At 73.0% G+C, this 15284-nt stretch carries 14 protein-coding genes; 8 read left to right on the top strand and 6 right to left on the bottom strand.

The genetic code is table 11. From position 1 onward, the window contains the following. The first annotated feature begins 121 nt into the window (after positions 1 to 121). A complete protein-coding gene (locus tag ACQ9ZG_RS30685; protein ID WP_499281444.1) occupies positions 122 to 1120 on the top strand; it encodes a helix-turn-helix domain-containing protein in 999 nt (332 codons plus the stop codon). On the opposite strand, the gene ACQ9ZG_RS30680 is transcribed toward ACQ9ZG_RS30685, so the two are convergent. Further along, positions 1107 to 2087, bottom strand: a complete 981-nt coding sequence (locus tag ACQ9ZG_RS30680) for a MerR family transcriptional regulator (protein ID WP_499281443.1) — start codon at positions 2085 to 2087, stop codon at positions 1107 to 1109. The genes ACQ9ZG_RS30685 and ACQ9ZG_RS30680 overlap by 14 nt on opposite strands. A gap of 402 nt (positions 2088 to 2489) precedes the next feature. Between ACQ9ZG_RS30680 and ACQ9ZG_RS30675 the strand changes: the two genes are divergently transcribed. Further along, entirely contained in the window at positions 2490 to 3086 is a 597-nt protein-coding gene (locus tag ACQ9ZG_RS30675; RefSeq protein WP_499281442.1) for an RNA polymerase sigma factor, read from the top strand. 78 nt (positions 3087 to 3164) lie between these two features. Further along, on the top strand, positions 3165 to 3749 hold the full coding sequence (locus tag ACQ9ZG_RS30670; RefSeq protein WP_499281441.1) for a DUF4383 domain-containing protein: 585 nt from the start codon (positions 3165 to 3167) through the stop codon (positions 3747 to 3749). 152 nt (positions 3750 to 3901) lie between these two features. On the opposite strand, the gene ACQ9ZG_RS30665 is transcribed toward ACQ9ZG_RS30670, so the two are convergent. After that, positions 3902 to 4744: a DUF1206 domain-containing protein gene (locus ACQ9ZG_RS30665; protein ID WP_109915990.1), complete on the bottom strand. Its 843-nt coding sequence runs from the start codon at positions 4742 to 4744 to the stop codon at positions 3902 to 3904. Positions 4745 to 5275: 531 nt separating this feature from the next. On the opposite strand from ACQ9ZG_RS30665, the gene ACQ9ZG_RS30660 reads away from it, so the two are divergent. The 3 genes from ACQ9ZG_RS30660 (at position 5276) to ACQ9ZG_RS30650 (ending at position 9002) form a co-directional block, all read left to right on the top strand. Then, the gene (locus ACQ9ZG_RS30660) at positions 5276 to 5854 is read left to right on the top strand and encodes a fasciclin domain-containing protein (RefSeq protein ID WP_018487340.1); all 579 of its coding nucleotides are present in this window, start codon (positions 5276 to 5278) and stop codon (positions 5852 to 5854) included. Positions 5855 to 6041: 187 nt separating this feature from the next. Beyond that, positions 6042 to 6557: a MarR family winged helix-turn-helix transcriptional regulator gene (locus ACQ9ZG_RS30655; RefSeq protein ID WP_109915988.1), complete on the top strand. Its 516-nt coding sequence runs from the start codon at positions 6042 to 6044 to the stop codon at positions 6555 to 6557. A 294-nt stretch (positions 6558 to 6851) separates the two neighbouring features. Beyond that, positions 6852 to 9002 (top strand): MMPL family transporter, encoded by a 2151-nt coding sequence (locus ACQ9ZG_RS30650; protein WP_109915986.1) that lies wholly within the window; start codon positions 6852 to 6854, stop codon positions 9000 to 9002. On the opposite strand, the gene ACQ9ZG_RS30645 is transcribed toward ACQ9ZG_RS30650, so the two are convergent. Further along, positions 8975 to 9427 (bottom strand): DUF7144 family membrane protein, encoded by a 453-nt coding sequence (locus tag ACQ9ZG_RS30645; RefSeq protein WP_028419185.1) that lies wholly within the window; start codon positions 9425 to 9427, stop codon positions 8975 to 8977. The two genes, ACQ9ZG_RS30650 and ACQ9ZG_RS30645, sit on opposite strands and share 28 nt — an antisense overlap. Then, positions 9424 to 9954 (bottom strand): DoxX family protein, encoded by a 531-nt coding sequence (locus tag ACQ9ZG_RS30640; RefSeq protein ID WP_028419184.1) that lies wholly within the window; start codon positions 9952 to 9954, stop codon positions 9424 to 9426. Before ACQ9ZG_RS30640 ends, ACQ9ZG_RS30645 begins: the two co-directional genes overlap by 4 nt. 280 nt (positions 9955 to 10234) lie before the next feature. On the opposite strand from ACQ9ZG_RS30640, the gene ACQ9ZG_RS30635 reads away from it, so the two are divergent. Together ACQ9ZG_RS30635 and ACQ9ZG_RS30630 are read left to right on the top strand one after the other, a co-directional pair. Then, on the top strand, positions 10235 to 12250 hold the full coding sequence (locus tag ACQ9ZG_RS30635) for an NADPH-dependent 2,4-dienoyl-CoA reductase (protein WP_084990632.1): 2016 nt from the start codon (positions 10235 to 10237) through the stop codon (positions 12248 to 12250). A gap of 57 nt (positions 12251 to 12307) precedes the next feature. Next, a complete protein-coding gene (locus ACQ9ZG_RS30630) occupies positions 12308 to 12841 on the top strand; it encodes a PadR family transcriptional regulator (RefSeq protein ID WP_109917194.1) in 534 nt (177 codons plus the stop codon). A 328-nt stretch (positions 12842 to 13169) separates the two neighbouring features. Here the strand turns inward: ACQ9ZG_RS30630 and ACQ9ZG_RS30625 are convergent, their stop codons facing one another. Further along, positions 13170 to 14204 (bottom strand): DMT family protein, encoded by a 1035-nt coding sequence (locus ACQ9ZG_RS30625; protein ID WP_499281440.1) that lies wholly within the window; start codon positions 14202 to 14204, stop codon positions 13170 to 13172. After that, complete coding sequence (locus ACQ9ZG_RS30620) at positions 14201 to 15178, bottom strand: phosphatase PAP2 family protein (RefSeq protein WP_499281439.1); 978 nt, start codon at positions 15176 to 15178, stop codon at positions 14201 to 14203. The genes ACQ9ZG_RS30625 and ACQ9ZG_RS30620 overlap by 4 nt, the downstream gene beginning before the upstream one ends. Positions 15179 to 15284 lie beyond the last annotated feature (106 nt).

The raw sequence follows: 15284 nt of genomic DNA, 5'->3' as shown, positions 1-15284 counted from the left end.
TCCGTGGATGATCCGCGGCCGTGGCTTCTCACCGCCCCCGGCCTGCTCTCACGGACATCCTGACCGGGGCCTGCCGTCCACCGCGACGGTCCGGAACGCCATGGCCCGTACACTTTCGGACATGACCGCTGTCGCGCTCGCCGCCACCGACGGCATGCTGCACTTCGAGCTCGCCCTGGCCTGCGAGGTCTTCGGGTCCCACGCCCCCGACGGGGCCGACTCCTGGTACCGGCTCTCGCTCTGCGGGCCGGACGCCGCACGGGCCGGGCGGTTCCGGCTGGAGCCCGACCGGGGACTCGACGGGCTCGTGGGCGCCCACACCGTGATCATCCCCGGCTGGGCCGACATCGACCGGGCCCCTCCGGCCGAGCTGGTCGACGCCGTCCGCGCGGCCCATGAGGCCGGGGCGCGGGTGGCCTCCCTCTGCACCGGCGCCTTCGTGCTGGCGGCGGCCGGGCTGCTGGACGGCAGGCGGGCGACCACGCACTGGGCGCACACCCGGGTGCTGGCCGAGCGCCACCCCGGGGTGACGGTCGACCCGGACGTCCTCTACGTGGACGACGGCAGCGTGCTCACCTCCGCGGGGAAGGCCGCCGCGATGGACCTGTGCCTGCACCTCGTCCGGCTCGACCACGGCTCGGCGGTCGCCAACACCCTCGCCCGCCGCCTGGTCGTCCCGCCCCACCGGGACGGCGGGCAGGCGCAGTTCGTCACGACACCGGTGCCCGCGCGGGGCAGTCATCCGCTCGACGGCCTCTTCCCCTGGGTGATGCGGCGGCTGGACCGGCCGCTCACCGTGGAGGATCTGGCGCGGCAGGCACGGATGAGTTCGCGGCACCTGGGCCGTCACTTCAAGTCGGCCACCGGTACCACCCCCTTGCAGTGGCTGCTCACCCAACGGATCCGCCGCGCCCAGGAGTTGCTGGAGACCACCGATGACACCGTGGACGCCATCGCGACGGCCACGGGCATGGGCACCGCCACCACCCTGCGCCGCCACTTCCACCGGACGGTCGGTGTCGCGCCGGACGCCTATCGCCGCACCTTCCGCGCCCGGCCCCCAACCCGCCCCGGGCCGGAGGCCCGACTCGGAGCCGTAAGGGGGCTCACCGGCGGCTGATGACCGCGAGCGCCTCCAACGCCTCGGCCAGACCCGACGGATGGCCTACTCCCGGTGGCAGCTGCCCGGCCCACCCCGGTCCCGCGGCCAGGACGACCGGCCGCCGCCGGGCTCCCCGTACGCCCCACTCGATGGACTCCACCCGCGCCACCAGCGCCCGGCTCGCGGTGGCCCGGGACTGGGCCCAGAGCACGACGGCCGAGGGGCCCGTACGCCGTACGGCCTCTTCCATCGCCTCGACGGGCAGGGCGGCGCCGAACATCCTGACGGGCAGACCCTGTTGGGCCAGTGCGGCGGCGAGCGCCTCCAGGGCGAGCGTATGGCTCTCCGCCGGGGTGCAGGCCAGGAGGGAGACCCCGGCGCCGGGGCGGGGCGACCGCTGCGCGGCGGCCCTGCGCAGCGTGCTGGAGACATGCCAGGACAACAGGTGTTCGACCTCGATGTACCGCTCGCCCGCGGTCTCCCACTTGCGTCCGACGGCGTGCAGCGTCGGCATGATCACCGACTCCCAGGCCGTGAGGAGCCCGTACCGCTCGATGGCCGCCGTCAGCAGCTCGTCCATCGCCTGCGCGTCCAGCCGGACGGCCGCCCTGGCCAGCCCCCGGCATTCGCGGCGGGCCCGGCCGACCGGTAGCGCCCCCGGGGCGCGGGAGGCCCGCTTCCCGTCCCCTCCCGGCCGCTCACCCGGACCGACGGCGGGCCGGGAGGTGGTCGCCAGGGCGGCGCGGGCGGCCTCGGCCGGGGGCATTCCCGCGCTCGTGAGGCCGCACATGCACTCCAACAGCCGAATGTCGTCCGACGTCCACCGCCGGTGCCTGCCGCCCTCCCGGGAGGCCGGGCCGATGCCGTATCGGCGGTCCCACGAGCGCAGGGTCGTCGGCGCCACCCCCAGCAACCGGGCCACCGCCCCGGTGGTAAGGCCCCCGACGGCGGGTTGCTGGGTGAGCGTGGAGACGACGTCGTCCATAGAGCCACCATACGACGCAGAAACGATGCGTGTTGCCCGGAGCTTCACGGCCCGGTTGGCTGGTGATCACGGATGACGGGCCCGCCGCGAAGGCGCCCCGTCCACCCGACCGACGCGCCTGGCGACCGCACGGGCGGCAGCCGGCCCGCGGCGGACCAGCGGAGAGGACGGAGAGACATGACGGCGCTCCTGAGCCCGGCCGGCCCGGTGGCGGTGGTGGCCCCGATGCCCGTGACCTACTCGTCGGTCGCGATGCCCGTCGGCCGCTCGGCGGGTCACGGCCCGGACCGGACTGCGGGCCACACCGCGGACCGAAACGCGGACCGGGCCACGGGCCGGACCGCGGATCAGGCTTCGGGTGGCACTTCGGACAGGGCTTCGGACCGCGCCTCGGACCGGGCCTTGGACCGGGCTTCGGACCGGGCCGAGTCGGAACGGCTGGCGGCGGGGTTCGTGCGCGGCGACGAGGAGAGTTTCGCTCTCGTGTACCGCCGCTGGGGCACGCTGGTGTACTCGCTGGCCGCACGGTCCCTGGGCGACGCCCGGGAGGCCGAGGACGTCGCCCAGCAGACCTTCCTCGCCGCCTGGCGGGGCCGCCACGGGTACCACGCCCTCCGCGGACCGCTGCCCGGCTGGCTGGTCGGCATCGCCCGCCGCAAGATCGCGGACGCCCACGCGGCCCGCTCCCGGCGTACGGAGCTGGCCGCCGCCCACGCGGCGCGCGGGTCCGCCGACACGCCAGGGACGGCCGAGCCGCCCGAGGCGGCGCTCGACCGGGTGCTGGTCTCCCAGGAGCTGCGCAAGCTGCCACCGGTCCAGCGGGACATCCTGCACCTGGCGTTCTACGACGATCTCACCCATGTCCAGATCGCCGAGCGGACCGGGCTTCCGCTGGGCACAGTGAAGAGTCACGCCCGGCGCGCGATGGCGCGCATCCGGCGCTCGATGACGGACGGTTTCGCGGCGGACGGTTTCACGGCGGACAGCTCCGCCGCATAGGGGCGGTCCGCGCTCCCTCCGGTCGGGCCGGCTGGAGGGGGAGGCCCATCAACAGGGGGGTCATGAACAGGAGACGGCATGAAACTGAGCGACGAACTCCCCCTCGACCACCGGCTGGCGACCGTCTACCGGATCGGAGCGGGGCTCTGCGGAGTCATCCTCCTGGTCTTCGGCATTCTCGGCTTCACCAACCAGCTGGGCTTCTTCGACACGAACGGCTCACACGTGGCCGGGCTGTCGACGAACGGCCTCCTGAGCCTGATCTCCGTCGTCGTCGGCCTGGTACTGATGGCCGGAGCGGTGATCGGCGGAAACGTCGCGTCGACGGTGAACATGACCGTCGGCACGCTCTTCCTGCTCAGCGGGTTCGTCCACATCTTCATCCTGGACAAGGGCGCCAACATCCTGGACTTCGGCATGTCCAACGTGATCTTCAGCTTCGTGATGGGGCTGCTGATCCTGACCTTCGGGATGTACGGGCGGGTCACCGGCGGGCTGCCGCACGACAACCCGTACTGGCGTCGCCGCCACCCCGAGCAGGCCGCGCGTGAGGACGCGGCCCGCCGCCGGGGAGCGGCCGGCGACGGGCCGCCCCGGCTGACCGGCGGCGCGGGGCCGCGCCCGGCCACCCGGTCGGCCGGCCCCCGGCTGCCCGGGGCCTGAGGGATTCGAAGCACTGCGGCCCTGGGGTCCCGGGGCTCCAGGGCTCCAGGGCTCCAGGGCTCCAGGGCTCCAGGGCTCCAGGGCTCCAGGGCTCCAGGGCTCCAGGGCTCCAGGGCTCCAGGGCTCCAGGGCCAGCGTGCCCGACCGCGTGCTCACACCTTGCGGTAGCGGGCGTTGAACCAGGAGAAGACACCGAAGGCGGCCAGGCCGACGGCGATGACCACCAGGAGCCACGGTCCGACGGGCGTCTCGGTGAAGGAGCGCAGGGTGTCGTCCATCCCCTTGGACTGGTCGGGGTCGTGCTGGACCGCGGCGGTGATCGCGAAGCCGCCCGCGGTGGCGAAGACGGCACCCCGAGCCGTACCGCCGAAGACTCCGCAGATGTCGAGCGCGCGGCGCACCTTCTTCGACATCTCCGTCATCTTCAGGTGCTTGTGGTACTTCCGCATGATGGCCTGCACCGCGATCCAGATCCCCGCGCAGGCGACCGCGATCCCGCCGATTCCCACGATCCACTGTCCGCCGGGCCAGCCCAGCACCTTGGCCGTGATGTCCTGCGACTGCTGGTCGGACGAGCCGCCGCCGCTGCCCGACTCACCGGCGGCGAAGGAGAGGACGGAGTAGGCGGCGAAACCGTAGAAGACGAAGCGCCCCGCGGCCATGGCCCGCTTGGAGGGCTTGTCGCCGTCGGGGCCGGCCTGCCCGAAGAGGGCCTCGGACAGCCGCCAGAGCGCCATGCCGACCAGGCCGATCCCGAGCAGCCACAGCGCGATCTGGCCGAAGGGCTTCTCCGATATCTCCGCGATCGCGCCGCCCCGGTCCGCCTGTTTCCCGCCGCCCCCGGAGAGCGCGATCTGCAGGGCGAGGGCGCCCACGAGGACGTAGATGACCCCACGGGCCCCGAACCCGGCCCTGGCCCCGGCCTCGACCGCGGTGCTGTTGGCGGCCCGCCGTGCCTGGCCGCGCCCCTGTGATGCTACTGAACGGGTATTCATGTCATGCCGGTTGCCCCGGTCCGGCGGATCAACTCCTGCCGGCGCGGCGCGGGGCCGGGGAGGGCCTTCGGGGCGGGCAGGGAAACGCCGTACGCGAATATCCCGACCGTTCCACGAATATGTACCGAATACGCATCCGACCGGCACCCGGCGGATAGCCAGGCGACGTCACTCACGCAGCCGACTGGATGATTCTTAAATCACTCGAAACATGGCCCTTAATAGAGCACAACGAATTACTTCATCTCACGGCACGAACCGCCCCCGGCCCCATGATCTCCCTCGTCAGGCCAGCATGCCCGCCGCATCGCTTCTGCGTCGAATCAGGGCCGGGCGCTGGCATCCGGCCGGACGACGGTATTTTATTCCGCCCGGAAAACCCTTGCCCAGCATCCCTCAAAACCAATTTCCCTTACCCTTCCGTACGGGGCCCCATTTGACCCCGGTGACCTTCTGTGGACTACTGGGATTACGGCTCGCCATGGCCGTACGGCGTGAATATCTCACCCTCACCCCGCCGGAGGAGACATCATGACCATCACCCGCCTGCAACGCACCGCCGCGACCGCCGCCGCGCTCGCCTTCCCCGCCTCCATGGTGTTCTTCGCGCCGCAGGCGCAGGCCCAGGCTCCGGCGGAGCCGTTCGGTCCGGCCTGCGCGTCCGTGCCGATGGAGGGCGCGGGCAGCCTCGAGGGCATGGCGAAGGACCCGGTCGCCACCGCCGCGTCCAACAACCCCGAACTCACCACCCTGGTCAGCGCCGTGAAGAAGGCCGGCCTCGTGGACACGCTCAACAACGCCGAGAACATCACGGTGTTCGCGCCGACGAACGCCGCCTTCGAGAAGATCCCGAAGGCCGACCTGGACGCGCTCCTCAACAACAAGGAGGAGCTGACCAAGGTCCTGACGTACCACGTGGTGGGCGAGAAGCTGACGACGAAGCAGTTGGAGGACGGCACGTACAAGACCCTCCAGGGCAGCGACCTCACTGTGAAGGGATCCGGTTCCGACTTCACGGTGAACGACTCGTCGAAGATCGTCTGCGGCAACATCCCGACGGCCAACGCCACCGTGAACCTGGTCGACACGGTGCTCATGCCGCCGTCGTGACCCCGACCGGATCCGTGGGCGACGCCCGGAGATCCGGTACCCCGAGATCCGATGCCCGGAGAACGGTGCCCGGACCGTGTGACGGTCCGGGCACCAGCCATGCGCACCGGTCGTGCGCGCCGGCCGGGCTCACCGGTCTCGGACACCGGTTCTCCGGCCATGGGCTGCGGTTCTATACGCTGAGTACGTGACCAGCGCTGACAGCCGACAGACCCGGAACGGCGCCTCGGACCCCGCGACGGCCCCGGAAGCCGGATCCGCCGCCGGTCTCCAGGCGTTCGCGGTCCAGCTCCGCCGGATGAACGGCGAGATCAACCGGATGACCCACGGCTTCGCCGCGCACCAGCAACTCCATCCCACGGACGTGAGCGCGCTGGCCGCCATCCTCGACTCCCCCGCCCCCCTGACCCCGGGCGCGCTCCGCGAGCACCTGGGGCTCACCTCCGGCGCAGTGACCGCCTGCCTCGACCGCCTGGAGCGGGCCGGTCACATCCGGCGGGCCCGCGAGAGCAGCGACCGCCGGGTGGTGCACGTCTACTACGAGGCGAGTGCCCGGCTGGCCGCCCGCGACTACTTCATGCCGCTCGCCGAGGCCACCGAGCGGGCGCGGGCCCGCTTCAGCGAGGCCGAACTGACGACGGTCCTGCGCTTCCTCACCGCCATGAACGAGGAGCTGTCCGAGGCTCCCCCGGCGCGCGACTGAGACCTGGCCCGGCCTCGAAGCGCCCTCCGGACCAGTGCGGTGGACCACTGCGGCCCCTCGCCCCGGAGCGCCTGAGCAACCGTCGGACGTGCATGGCGCGCCGCCGCGATTCCCGGCCTCCGGGTGCATCCATGAGGGGGCCGCCCGCAGAAGCACCCCGTACGCGCCCCTCCCCCGCTCTCCGCTCCCCCGGAGAGGGGCCCGCGCGACCACGCTCCGCAGGCCCTCCGCTAATGTATTTCAACGATTGAGATTATTGGTCATTGAGATACTCCGCGCACCCCCGGGAGAGGCATGTTCACCCCTGCACGGTCGGCCCGTTGGCTGATCCCCGTCGTTCTGCTGATCGCCTGGCTCGGTATCGGCGGCGGGCTCGGCCCGTACGCGGGCAAGCTCGGCGAGGTCGCCACCAACGACCAGGCCTCCTTCCTGCCCCAGAACGCCGAATCCACCCAGGTCATCGACGCGCAGAAGGCGTTCCAGCAGAACGAGACCGTGCCGGTCATCCTCGTGTGGACGTCGGAGGACGAGGGTTCGCCGGTGAGCGAGGCCCAGCAGGAGGCCGCCACCGGTGCCCTCGCCTCGCTCTCGGGGACCGAGGGCGTCATCGGGAAGGCCTCCCCCGCGCTGCCGTCCGAGGACGGCCTCGCGCTCCAGGGCATCGTGCAGCTCAGCCCCGGCCTCGGGGACGAGTTGCCGACGGTGTTGGAGAAGGTCCAGGAGGCCGGTGCGGAGGTACCGGGCACCACGGTGCAGCTCGCCGGACCGGCCGCGAGCCAGGCCGATCTGTCCGACGCCTTCGCGGGCATCGACGGGCTGCTCCTCGGCGTCGCCCTGATCACGGTGCTCGTCATCCTGGTGCTGGTCTACCGCAGTGTGCTGCTGCCCTTCCTCATCATCATCGGTGCCGTCTTCGCCCTCGGCCTCGCCTGCGCGATCGTCTATGTGCTGGCGGACCACGACATCGTGCGGGTGGACGGCCAGGTGCAGGGCATCCTGTCGATCCTGGTGATCGGCGCCGCGACGGACTACGCACTGCTGCTCACCGCCCGGTTCCGGGAGGAACTGGCCATCCAGGGCGACCGGGTCGCCGCGATGCGCATCGCGCTGCGGGAGTCCTTCGGGCCGATCACGGCGAGCGCCGCGACGGTGGCCGCGGGTCTGCTCGCGCTGCTGCTCAGCGACCTCACCAACAACCGGGCGCTCGGCCCGGTCGGCGCGATCGGGATCGTCTGCTCGGTCCTGAGCGCCCTCACCTTCCTGCCCGCCGCCCTGGTGCTGCTGGGCCGCAAGGCGTACTGGCCGGCCAAGCCCCGGCCGGCCGAGGACGGGACCGGCGGCCACGGGATCTGGAGCAAGGTGGCGGCCCTGGTCGACCGGTCTCCCCGCAAGGTCTGGGCCATCACGCTCGCGGCCCTGGTCGCCTGTGCCGCGTTCGCCCCGACGCTCACCTCCAAGGGCGTGCCGCTGGACGAGATCTTCGTCAACGACGCCCCCTCCGTGGCCGCCCAGGAGACGCTGAGCGAGCACTTCCCCGGCGGCTCCGGCAACCCGGTGGTGATCATCGCGGCGGCCGACCGGCTGGACGCGGTGAGCGAGGCCGCGTCCGGCACCGACGGGGTGGCCTCGGTCTCGGCGGTCAGTGAGGGCGGCCGGCCCGGAGGTGACCCCCTCGTCGTCGACGGCAAGGTGCGTATCGACGCGACCCTCAAGGACGCGGCGGACAGCGACAGCGCCAAGGAGACGGTGGCCGCCCTGCGCGACGCGGTGCACGCGGTGCCCGACTCCGACGCCCTGGTAGGCGGCTACACGGCCCAGCAGTACGACACCCAGCGCACGGCCGAGGCCGACCGCACACTGATCGTGCCGGTCGTACTGGCGATCATCCTGGTGATCCTGGTCTTCCTGCTGCGCTCGCTGCTGATGCCGGTGCTGCTGGTGACCACGGTCGCGCTGAACTTCCTGGCGACGCTGGGCATCTCGTCGCTGGTCTTCACCCATGTGTTCGGCTTCAGCGGTACGGATTCCTCGGTGCCGCTGTACGGGTTCGTGTTCCTGGTGGCCCTGGGCGTCGACTACAACATCTTCCTGATGTCCCGGGTCCGCGAGGAGTCCCTGCGCCACGGCACCCGGGAGGGCATCCTGCGCGGGCTGACCACGACCGGCGGGGTCATCACGTCGGCCGGTGTCGTGCTGGCGGCCACCTTCGCCGCGCTGGGCGTGATCCCGCTGGCGTTCCTCGTGCAGATCGCGTTCATCGTCGCCTTCGGTGTCCTGCTGGACACCCTGGTCGTCCGCTCGCTCCTGGTCCCGGCGCTGGTCCGCGACATCGGGCCCACGTCCTGGTGGCCGGGGGCGCTGAGCCGCGAGGGCGCGGACGGCGGCGGGGAGGGACGTACGAAGAGCGGCGCGGACGGTCAGCGGGGTGCGACCCCGGCGGCCTGAGACCGGTAGGCGACCAGGGCCCAGATCACGAAGATGTCCAGCCCGATCATGAGCACCGACCACACCGGCGCGTACGGCAGGAAGAGGAACTGCGCGAAGAGGGTGAGGGAGGCGAGGACGATGCCGGTCACCCGGGCCCACCCCGCGCCCTTGAGGAGCCCGGCGCCGGTGATCACCGCACAGAGGCCGATCACCAGGTGGATCCAGCCCCAGCTGGTGAGGCTGAACCGGTAGAGGTAGTCGCCGACGGTGCCGTAGACGTCGCTGTCGGCCAGGGCGGCGACGCCCTGCAGGGCCGCGACCACGCCCTGGCACAGCATCAGCACGCCGGCGAAGAGGACCCCTCCGGTGACCCAGGCACTCTCCGGGTCGGGCACCGGAGGGGCGCCGGCGGAACCGTCGTACAGGCGCGGGTCCTCGCTCATCGGCCCGGCTCCCGCTCCTCGTCCGCCTGACCCTTGGCCCGCTTGCCGACCACCGCCGCCGCCGCGACAGCGCTCCCCGCGAAGGCGAGGGCCACCATCCAGGGGCGGTCGAAGACGTGGCAGGTGACGTGGTCCACGGAGTAGCGGCCGGGGCCGGCCAGTCCGACGGCGGCGGCGGTGAAGCCGAGGAACGCCGGGTACTCGTAGCCGCCGCCCTGGGCGAAGAAGCCCGCCGGGGCGTGCACGGCCACCGCGCCCGCCATGGCGCCCGCCGCCGCGGCCCCGGCGGCGGGCGTGGCCAGGCCCAGCGCCAGCAGCACCCCGCCGCCCGCCTCACCGAGTCCGGCGGCGACCGCGCTGTGCTTGGGCGGATGGAACCCCATGGCCTCCATCGCGGCCGTGGTGCCCTGGATGCCGCCGCCTCCGAACCATCCGGCCAGTTTCTGGCTGCCGTGGGCGGCGAGCACCGCGCCGGTGCCGACGCGCAGGGCGAGCAGACCGAGATCACGCCGGTTGACGCAGACCATGAGGACTCCCGGGGTGGGGGTGCGTGCGGTACGGCTCCCACTCTCCTCGGCGGCCACCGGGCGGGCGCGGCCGGTTACGCCGTACGGGGGACGGGCCGGGCGCCGCAAGGGATGCAGGCTGGTGGGGCAGGGGCCGGGGCCGCGATGGATGCGTACGGGTGCGAGGCTCCGCGCGGGCAGGACGGGCTACCGATGCGACGTACGCCATTGTGCAACTTGTTGCATAAGCGGCTCGGCTTGGTCTACAACTGACGCGACGCCCCCTGCCGAGGAGACCCGGATGAGCCTGTACCCGAACCTGCTGAGCCCGCTGGACCTCGGGTTCACCACCCTCCCCAACCGGGTCCTCATGGGCTCGATGCACATCGGCCTGGAGGAGGCCGAGCGCGGCTTCGAGCGGATGGCCGCCTTCTACGCCGAGCGCGCCCGGGGCGGCGTCGGCCTCATCGTCACCGGCGGCATCGCCCCCAGCGAGCGGGCGTGCTCCTTCCCCGGCGGGGCGAAGATGACGACCGAGGCGGAGGCGGAGCAGCACCGGGAGATCACCTCGGCGGTGCACGCGGCGGGCGGCCGGATCGCGATGCAGATCCTGCACTTCGGCCGGTACGCGCACCACCCCGACCTGGTGGCCCCGAGCGCGCTCAAGGCCCCCATCAGCGGGTTCACCCCCAACGCCCTCACCGACGAGCAGGTCGAGGAGACCATCGAGGAATTCGTCCGTGCCGCGGAGCTGGCGCGGCACGCGGGATACGACGGCGTCGAGATCATGGGCTCCGAGGGCTACCTGATCAACGAGTTCATCGTCTCCGCGACCAACCACCGCACCGACCGCTGGGGCGGCTCCTACGAGAACCGCATCCGGTTCCCCGTCGAGATCGTCCGCCGGGTCCGCGAGCGGGTCGGCCACGACTTCATCCTGATCTACCGGCTCTCCATGCTGGACCTGGTGCCGGGCGGCTCGACGCTGGAGGAGGTCGTGACGCTGGCGAAGGAGATCGAGGCGGCGGGCGCGACGATCATCAACACCGGCATCGGCTGGCACGAGGCGCGCATCCCGACCATCGCCACCTCCGTGCCGCGCGCGGCCTTCACCTGGGTGACCGAGCGGGTGCGCGGCGCCGTCTCCGTACCGCTGGTGACGAGCAACCGCATCAACACCCCGCAGGTGGCCGAGGACGTCCTCGCCTCCGGCCGGGCGGACATGGTCTCGATGGCGCGGCCCTTCCTGGCCGACCCGGAGTTCGTCGCCAAGGCGGCGGCCGGGCGGGCGGACGCGATCAACACCTGCATCGGCTGCAACCAGGCGTGCCTGGACCACATCTTCAGCCTCCGGATCACCTCCTGCCTGGTCAATCCGCGCGCCTGCCACGAGACCGAACTCGTCCTGAGCCCCACCCGGACCCGCAAACGCGTCGCCGTGGTCGGTGCGGGTCCGGCGGGCCTCGCCTGCTCGGTGACGGCCGCCGAGCGGGGCCACGCGGTGACGCTCTTCGACACGGCGGACGAGATCGGCGGCCAGCTCAACGTGGCCCGCCGGGTGCCGGGCAAGGAGGAGTTCGACGAGACGCTGCGCTACTTCCGTACGCGACTGGCGGAGCTGGACGTCGAGGTGCGCCTCTCCACCCGGGCCGACGCCGGGACGCTGGACGGCTTCGACGAGGTCGTGCTCGCCACCGGTGTCGAGCCGCGTACCCCCGCGATCCCCGGCACCGACCACCCGAGCGTGGTCAGCTACCTGGACGTGCTGCGCGACGGGGCTCCGGTCGGCGACCGGGTCGCGATCGTGGGCGCGGGCGGCATCGGCTTCGACGTGGCGGAGTTCCTCACCGACGGCGGAGACGCGGCGAGCCTGGACGCGGAGACGTTCTTCCGCCAGTGGGGCGTGGACACGGCCTACGCGGACCGGGGCGGACTGCGCGCCCCCGAGCGCCCCAAGGTCCCCCGCACCGTCCACCTGGTGCAGCGCAAGACGACCAAGGTCGGTGCGGGCCTCGGCAAGACGACGGGCTGGATCCACCGCACCGAACTGCGCCACCGGGGCGTCGAGATGATCGCCGGCGCCTCCTACGACCTGATCGACGACGAGGGCCTCCACCTCACCGTGGAGGGCGAGCGGCGGGTGCTGCCGGTCGACACGGTGGTGCTCTGCGCGGGCCAGGAACCGCGCCGCGAGCTGTACGAGGAGCTGCGCGCGGCGGGCGGCCCGGTCCATCTGATCGGCGGCGCGGACGTGGCGGCCGAGCTGGACGCCAAGCGGGCGATCCGCCAGGGCACGGAGCTGGCCGCCGCCCTCTGAACCCGGCCCGCCCGGGGGCCCGGAACCCCGCCCGCCCCCGTCCTTAGGATGCACGTCATGTCACTGCCGCACGCGATTCTCACCGCCCTGCTGGAGAAGCCCTCCTCGGGCCTGGAGCTGACCCGCCGGTTCGACCGGTCGATCGGCTACTTCTGGTCCTCGACCCACCAGCAGATCTACCGCGAGCTGGGAAAACTGGAGCAGGCGGGACGGATCAGGGCGCTGCCCACCACGGCACCGGCCCGGGGCCAGAAGAAGGAGTACGAGGTCCTGCCCGCCGGCCGGGAGGAGCTGGCGACCTGGGTGGCGCTCCCCGAGGACCCGCGCCCGGTCCGCGACCCGCTGCTCCTGCGGATGCGGGCGGCGGCGGTCGTCGGGGTGAACGGCATGGGGACCGAGCTGCGCCGCCATCTGGCCCTGCACGAGAGCCAGTTGGCGGAGTACCGGGAGATCGAGGCGCGGGACTTCACCCCGGCCCCCGAGGCGGACGCCGACCGGCTGCGCCATCTGGTGCTGCGGGGCGGCATCGACCTGGAGACGTTCTGGATCGGCTGGCTGACGCGGGCGATCGGGGATCTGGAGGCGGGCTGAGCCGCCGGGAGGGCGGCCGGCCGTCGCGGGTGGAGCGGCCGACCGTCGCAGGTGGAGGCGGACGGGCGTCGCGGGTGGGGGCGGACGGGCGTCGCGGGTGGGGGCGGACGGGCGTCGCGGGTGGGGGCGGACGGGCGCCCGCTGCGCGCTGACCCGATGGTCGGTCGCTGCAGGTTCGACCGGGCAGTCACCGCTTACGGGCGCCGCCGGGCAGTCGCGCGATACCGGTGCGGCAGACAGTCACCCCCTATGGGCGCGGCCGGGCGGTCACCCGTTGCCAGTGCGACCGGGCAGTCGCCCGTTACCGGTGCGGCTGGGCAGTCGCCCGTTACCGGTGCGGCTGGGCACCCGCCTGTACGGGATGAAGTTCCGCGCCCATGGTGAAGGGGCCTGCCCCCAGGGGCTCGGCGCCCGCGCCGAAAGCGCTCGCGCCCAGCGGCGTACCGTCGGCGCGCCGGGGGCTGCCGATCACGACCCTGGAGGCGACCGGGTCCAGCGGGCCGGGGGCCTCCTGCGCCCCGCCCCGATCCGTGCCGCGTGCCTGGGCCCGGCTGAGCAGGATCACCCCGCGTACGGCGGCTGCCGTACCCAGCAGTGCCAGGGCCAGGCTGACCGGCCCGCCCTGGAGGCGTTCGCCGAGGAGGGCCAGGCCGATCGCGGCGGCGGCGACCGGGTTGGCGAGGGTGACGACGGCGAGGGGCGCGCCGAGGCCGCCCCGGTAGGCGGTCTGGGAGAGCAGCAGGCCTCCCATGGCGAAGGCGGAGACGAGCAGCGCCACCGTCAGCAGCCGCCAGTCGAACAGCGGGCCGCCGGAGGGGTCGGTGACGGCGACGGTCAGGGTCTGGGTGAGCGCGGAGGCGACGCCCGACGTGATGCCGGAGGCCGCCGCGTGCCGCAGCCCCGGGCGGGCGCCCGGCCTGCTCAGCCCGGCGACCACGGCCATGGTGGCCGCGCCGACGCCGAGGGCCTCGGGGAGGGTCAGGGTGTCCTGCGGGAGGGTGCCGCCGCCCGTGGTCAGGAGCAGGGCGCCCAGGCCGAGCAGCGTGAGGACCGTGCCCCGCCATTCGGTGCGCCCGACCCGGCGCCCCGCGGCACGCGCCCCGAGCGGCACGGCGGCGACGAGGGTGAGCGCGCCGAGCGGCTGGACCAGGGTGAGCGGGCCGTAGTTGAGCGCGGCGACATGGAGGAGCGCTCCCCCGGCGTTGAGGCCGACCGCCGCCCACCAGGCGCCCCGGCCGAGCAGGCGCAGGACCCCGGTGGAGGGGTCGGTACGCGCGGCCAGCCGGGACTGGGCCACGGCGGCGGAGGCGTAGGCGCCGGCGGAGACGAGGGAGAGCGCGACGGCGATCAGCGTGGCGTTCATCGGCCCGCCCCGGTGTCGGCGGCGGCCCGCACGGGGCTCTCTGCGGCGGCCCGGACCGGAACGGCGTCCCCGGCGGGCGTACGGGCGGGCGGCGAGGCGGCCACGTACGAACGCGCGTCCCCCTCCGTACGCAGGGCGTCCCGGCGCATCCCGTCCGTGCGCGCGCCCCGCTCCGTACGCACGGCGTCCCCGCGCATCCCGTCCGTACGAGCGCTCATGCCCGTACGCGCGCCCGGACCCTTGCCGCTTCCCGGTATCCGCAGCACGGCCAGTGTCACCGCGAGCATCGCCACGACCACGATCGCGTCGAGCCAGTAGTGGTTCGCCGTGGCCACGACGACAAGCAGGGTGATCGCCGGGTGGAGGAGCCAGAGCCACCGCCACCGGGAGCGGGTGGCGGCGATCAGGCCGAGGGCGACCATCGCGGCCCAGCCGACGTGCAGCGAGGGCATCGCGGCGAACTGGTTGGCCATCGTGTCGGTCGCGGGCGTCGCCCCGTAGACCGTCGGCCCGTAGACCTGGCCGGTGTCGACGAGTCCGGCGGCCGGGAGCATCCGGGGCGGGGCGAGCGGGACGACCAGGTGGAGCACGAGGGCGCCACCGGTGAGTACGGCGAGGACGCGCCGCGACCAGAGGTAGTGGAGCGGGCGGCGCCAGTAGAGCCAGACCAGGAAGAGGGCCGTGGCGGGGAAGTGCACGGCGGCGTAATAGGTGTTCGCCGCCTGGATCAGGGGCTGGCTGTGCAGCAGCAGGCCCTGGACGGCGCCCTCCCCCGGGAGGTGCAGGGCGCGTTCGAGGTCCCAGACGTTCCCGGCGTTGCGGAACGCCTCCTCGACATGGCCGTTGGCCGCCCGGCGGCCGAGCTTGTAGGCGAGGAAGAGTCCGGCCACCAGAAGGAACTCGCGAACGAGGGGCGGTCGGGCACGTATGTCCGGCTCCTGGTCCGTGGGCTCGGTGCGGGCGTACGTCGTCACCCGGTGCCCCCTTGGATGCGAAGCGGTATCAGGACGGCACGGTCTCTCCGTGCCGAATCGATACGCCAGTGTACCGATACGTTGACGTATCGGTACACGCGCGTAT

This window comes from Streptomyces araujoniae (assembly GCF_050871195.1).
GTDB lineage: Bacteria > Actinomycetota > Actinomycetes > Streptomycetales > Streptomycetaceae > Streptomyces > Streptomyces bacillaris.
The sequence above is the reverse complement of the archived record's forward strand: the minus strand, read 5'-3'. Positions and strand labels throughout refer to the sequence as shown.